Origin of the sequence: Stenotrophomonas sp. PS02298, from assembly GCF_029959445.1 — a bacterium.
Lineage (GTDB): Bacteria > Pseudomonadota > Gammaproteobacteria > Xanthomonadales > Xanthomonadaceae > Stenotrophomonas.
This window is the reverse complement of the sequence record NZ_JASCOR010000249.1, coordinates 1-4013: the sequence shown is the minus strand read 5'-3', so window position 1 is coordinate 4013 and position 4013 is coordinate 1. Positions and strand designations below refer to the sequence as shown.

Genomic DNA, 4013 nt, shown 5'->3' with positions numbered 1-4013 from the left:
GGGTAAGCGAAAGCGCACCCGGGGCCGTTCTCGGAGATTTGTCTTCCAAACTCCCGGGTGCGCTTTCGCTTACCCGGGCTACGGGCGGTGCGGGCTTACCCGGCAACGAAAAAGCCCGGGATCGCTCCCGGGCTTCAGTTTCGTTCATCGCTGACAACTCAGCCGTTCCTGGCCTTGTTGGCCGCATTGAGCTTGCTGTGACGCACGCCGTACAGGAAATAGATGATGAAGCCGGTGACGGTCCATACGCCCATCAGCATCCAGTTGTGCAGCGTCATTGCAGTCAGCAACGCGACGCAGCTGAGCACGCCGAGGCTGCAGATCAACCAGGCCATCGGGATGCGGAACGGGCGCGGCAGGTCCGGCTGGGTGCGGCGCAGGACCAGCACGCCGGCGCAGACTGCGGCAAAGGCGATCAGCGTACCCATCGAGGTCAGCTCGCCGAGGATGTCCAGCGGGAACAGAGCGGCCAGCAGGGCAATGCCGATACCGGTGATGACGGTGTTGATGTGCGGGGTGCGGTACTTGGGGTGGATCTTGGTGAACACCGGCGGCAGCAGGCCGTCGCGGCCCATGATCATGAAGATGCGCGGCTGGCCGATCACCATCACCAGTACCACCGAAGCCAAGCCGATCAGTGCGCCGATCTCGACGATGATGCGCAGCCAGTCCAGCTGCGGGTGTGCGGCAACGGCAGTGACCACCGGCTCGGCGGTGCCCAGCAGCTGGTACGGCACCAGTCCGGTCATCACTGCGGCCATGGCGATGTACAGCACGGTGCAGATCACCAGCGAGAGCAGCATGCCGATCGGGAGATCGCGCTGCGGGCGGTGCGATTCCTGCGCCGCCACCGATACCGCTTCAAAACCGATATAGGCGAAGAACACCATAGCGGCGCCACGCAGCACGCCGTCGAAGCCGTACTTGCCCGGGCCTTCATTGGCGGGGATGAACGGGGTCCAGTTGCTGGTGTCCACGTACTTCCAGCCGGCCACGATCACCAGGATGATCAGGCCGGTTTTCAGTACCACCATCGCCATGTTCATCGCCGAGGATTTGCTGATGCCGACGTAGCAGAGCCAGGTCAGCAGCAGCACCAGGATGGCCGCCGGGATGTTGGCGATCGCGCCGGTCGGCTTGAGCTGGGCGTCTAGTGGGGCGCTGACCAGCGCTGCCGGCAGGTGGATGTCGAAATGGGCGAGGAAGCTCAGGAAATAGCCCGTCCAGCTGACAGCCACTGCCGAAGCCGAAACGCCGTACTCAAGCACCAGCATCCAGCCGATGAACCAGGCCGACAGCTCGCCGAAGGTGGCGTAGGTGTAGGTGTAGGCGCTGCCGGATACCGGCACCATCGAGGCGAATTCGGCGTAGGCGAGGGCGCAGAAGGCGCAGCAGATGGCTGCCAGCACGAAGGACAGCATGATTGCCGGGCCGGCGTGGTTGGCCGCGGCCTGGCCGGTGATGACGAAGATGCCGCCGCCGATCACCGCGCCGATGCCCAGCGCGGTCAGCCCCCAGGGGCCGAGGGTTCGGCGCAGGCTCAGGCCATTGGCTTCCTCATGTGCGGCGTGCGGATGTTTGGTGGCCCAGAGTTGCTTGAACATGTTTCGGGTCTTCGCTCATCGGTGCGCGGCGGGCGCGCAAAAGAAAACCGGCGCGCCAGGCGCCGGTCGGGGTGTGGATCAGGCTTGCTTGTTCAGCTTGCTGTTGCGGATGCCGTAGCTGAAGTAGATGAACAGGCCCAGCACGGTCCAGCCAACGAACAGGTGCCAATGCACCACGAAGGCCTGCATGAACAAGGCCAGACAGGCCAGTGCGCCCAGCGGGCAGATCAGCCACGCCGCCGGTACCTTGAACGGACGCACGCTGTCCGGCTTGGTACGGCGCAGCACCAGCACGCCGATACAGACCGTGGCGAACGCCAGCAGGGTACCCATCGACACCAGCTCGCCGAGCACGTTCAGCGGGACCAGACCTGCGAGGGCTGCTGCAAGCACGCCTACCACCAGCGTGCTGACATACGGGGTGCGGAAGCGCGGGTGGACCTTGCCGAACATCTTCGGCAGCAGGCCGTCACGGGAGATGGTGTAGGCGATGCGCGACTGACCCATCATCATCACCAGCACGACCGAGGACAGGCCGGCGATGGCGCCGATTTCGACCGCGGTCTTCAGCCAGGACAGGCTGGGATAGGCTTCCAGCGCGGTGGCCACCGGCTTGTCGGTGCCGAGCAGGTTGTACGGCAGCATGCCGGTCAGCACCGCGCAGACCACGATGTAGACCAGGGTGCAGACGGCCAGTGAACCGAGCAGGCCGATCGGCATGTTCTTCTGCGGGTCCTTGGTTTCACCGGCGGCGGTCGAAACGGCATCGAAGCCGATATAGGCGAAGAACACGATGGTGGCCGCACGGAACACGCCGCTCCAGCCGAACTCGCCGAAGGTGCCGGTGTTTTCGGGGATGAACGGCTGCCAGTTGCCCGGGTCGATGTACTGGATGCCAAAGCCGACGAACAGGCAGATCACGGTGATCTTGATCGCGACGATCACTGCGTTGACGAAGGTGGACTGGGTGACACCGACGTAGAGCAGGCCGGTGATGGCGGCCACGATCAGCACCGCAGGCAGGTTGAACAGCTTGCCGGAGTTGACGAACTCGCTGCCGGTCCAGGCCATTGGTGCCGCTGACAAGGCATCGGGGAAAGGCATGTGCAGCGTGGTGGTGATGAAGCTGATCAGGTAGGCCGACCAACCGACTGCGACCGAGGCCGAGGCGAACAGGTATTCAAGCACCAGGCACCAGCCGATGAACCAGGCCATGCCTTCGCCGAGAGTGGCATAGGAATAGGAGTAGGCGCTGCCGGAGACCGGCATCATCGCCGCGAATTCTGCGTAGCAAAGACCGGCCAGTGCACAGGCAATGCCGGCGAAGACGAAGGACAGCATCACCGCCGGCCCGGCGTGGTTGGCCGCAGCCTGGCCGGTCAGCACGAAGATGCCCGCACCGATCACCGCACCAATGCCGAGCAGGATCAGGTGCTTGGCGGTGAGGGTCCGCTTGAGCGTGGCTTCGCCTTGCAGGCTGCCTTCAATCGGCTCGCCGGCATCGACATGTGCGGCCGGTTCGACAGGTTTGACCCTCAACAGTGTTTTAAGCATTCCGCAAATTCCCGAGCTGTGTATTGGCCCGAACGCGCTGGGGCGACGGGGCCGGTTGTATGGCGACGCAAGCTGAACGGTCGGCAACCGCTCTACCTTGCCAAAGCTGGCGAAACTCGACAAGCGCAACTGCAACATCGACAGCGATAATGGCTGCCGGATTGATTCAATTGGATGTGCTTACAGTCATGCACGGTGAAGATCTACTGCTGCGTCAGGCATTTGTGGAGTATTCCCAGCGCCACCGGGAGCATGAGCAGGTGACGCAGGCGTTCCTGGCCCTGCTTGACGAAGGTGGGGTGGACCCCTTCACCCGCGAGCGACTGGCCGGTCACTTCACCGCCAGCGCCTGGCTGGTCAGCGCCGATGGCAAGCGCGCGCTGCTCACCCACCATCGCAAGCTGCAACGCTGGTTACAGTTGGGTGGGCATGCCGATGGTGACCACGATCTGGCGGCTGTTGCGCTGCGCGAAGCCGAAGAGGAATCCGGGCTCCCGGGCCTGACATTGGCGTCGGCCGATATTTTTGATCTGGACCGGCACTGGATTCCCGAGCGCAAGGATATTCCCGGTCATTGGCATTACGACGTGCGTTATGTGGTCGTCGCCGGTGGCAACGAGGCGTTCGTGGTCAGCGAGGAATCGCTGGAGCTGGCATGGCGGCCGGTAGGCGAGATCGCCAATGACCAGGATGAATCCATGCGGCGGATGGCAAACCGGTGGCTGCAGAGATAGAAGGGGCAAGTAGGAGCGGCGTCAGCCGCGAAGCAGGCAATGCTTGATGGCTGGCAGAGTCTGCAATCTGAACGTCCATCAGCATAGCGGCGGACGCCGCGCCCCCAACAAACCCCCCCCG

General features: G+C 63.7%; 3 protein-coding genes. 1 reads left to right on the top strand and 2 read right to left on the bottom strand.

What is annotated here, in order from left to right:
- Positions 1-158 precede the first annotated feature (158 nt).
- Both QMX78_RS20440 and QMX78_RS20435 read right to left on the bottom strand, forming a co-directional pair.
- The gene (locus QMX78_RS20440; RefSeq protein WP_282273089.1) at positions 159-1604 is read right to left on the bottom strand and encodes an amino acid permease; all 1446 of its coding nucleotides are present in this window, start codon (positions 1602-1604) and stop codon (positions 159-161) included.
- A 78-nt stretch (positions 1605-1682) separates the two neighbouring features.
- Positions 1683-3158: an amino acid permease gene (locus tag QMX78_RS20435; RefSeq protein WP_282273087.1), complete on the bottom strand. Its 1476-nt coding sequence runs from the start codon at positions 3156-3158 to the stop codon at positions 1683-1685.
- Positions 3159-3346: 188 nt separating this feature from the next.
- On the opposite strand from QMX78_RS20435, the gene QMX78_RS20430 reads away from it, so the two are divergent.
- On the top strand, positions 3347-3892 hold the full coding sequence (locus QMX78_RS20430) for an NUDIX hydrolase (RefSeq protein WP_282273085.1): 546 nt from the start codon (positions 3347-3349) through the stop codon (positions 3890-3892).
- The last annotated feature ends 121 nt before the right edge of the window (positions 3893-4013 follow it).

Excerpts from the sequence above, each read along its gene's own strand:
- QMX78_RS20440 (WP_282273089.1), bottom strand. The coding sequence starts at position 1,604 with ATGTTCAAGCAACTCTGGGCCACCAAACATCCGCACGCCGCACATGAG.
- QMX78_RS20435 (WP_282273087.1), bottom strand. The coding sequence starts at position 3,158 with ATGCTTAAAACACTGTTGAGGGTCAAACCTGTCGAACCGGCCGCACAT.
- QMX78_RS20430 (WP_282273085.1), top strand. The coding sequence starts at position 3,347 with ATGCACGGTGAAGATCTACTGCTGCGTCAGGCATTTGTGGAGTATTCC.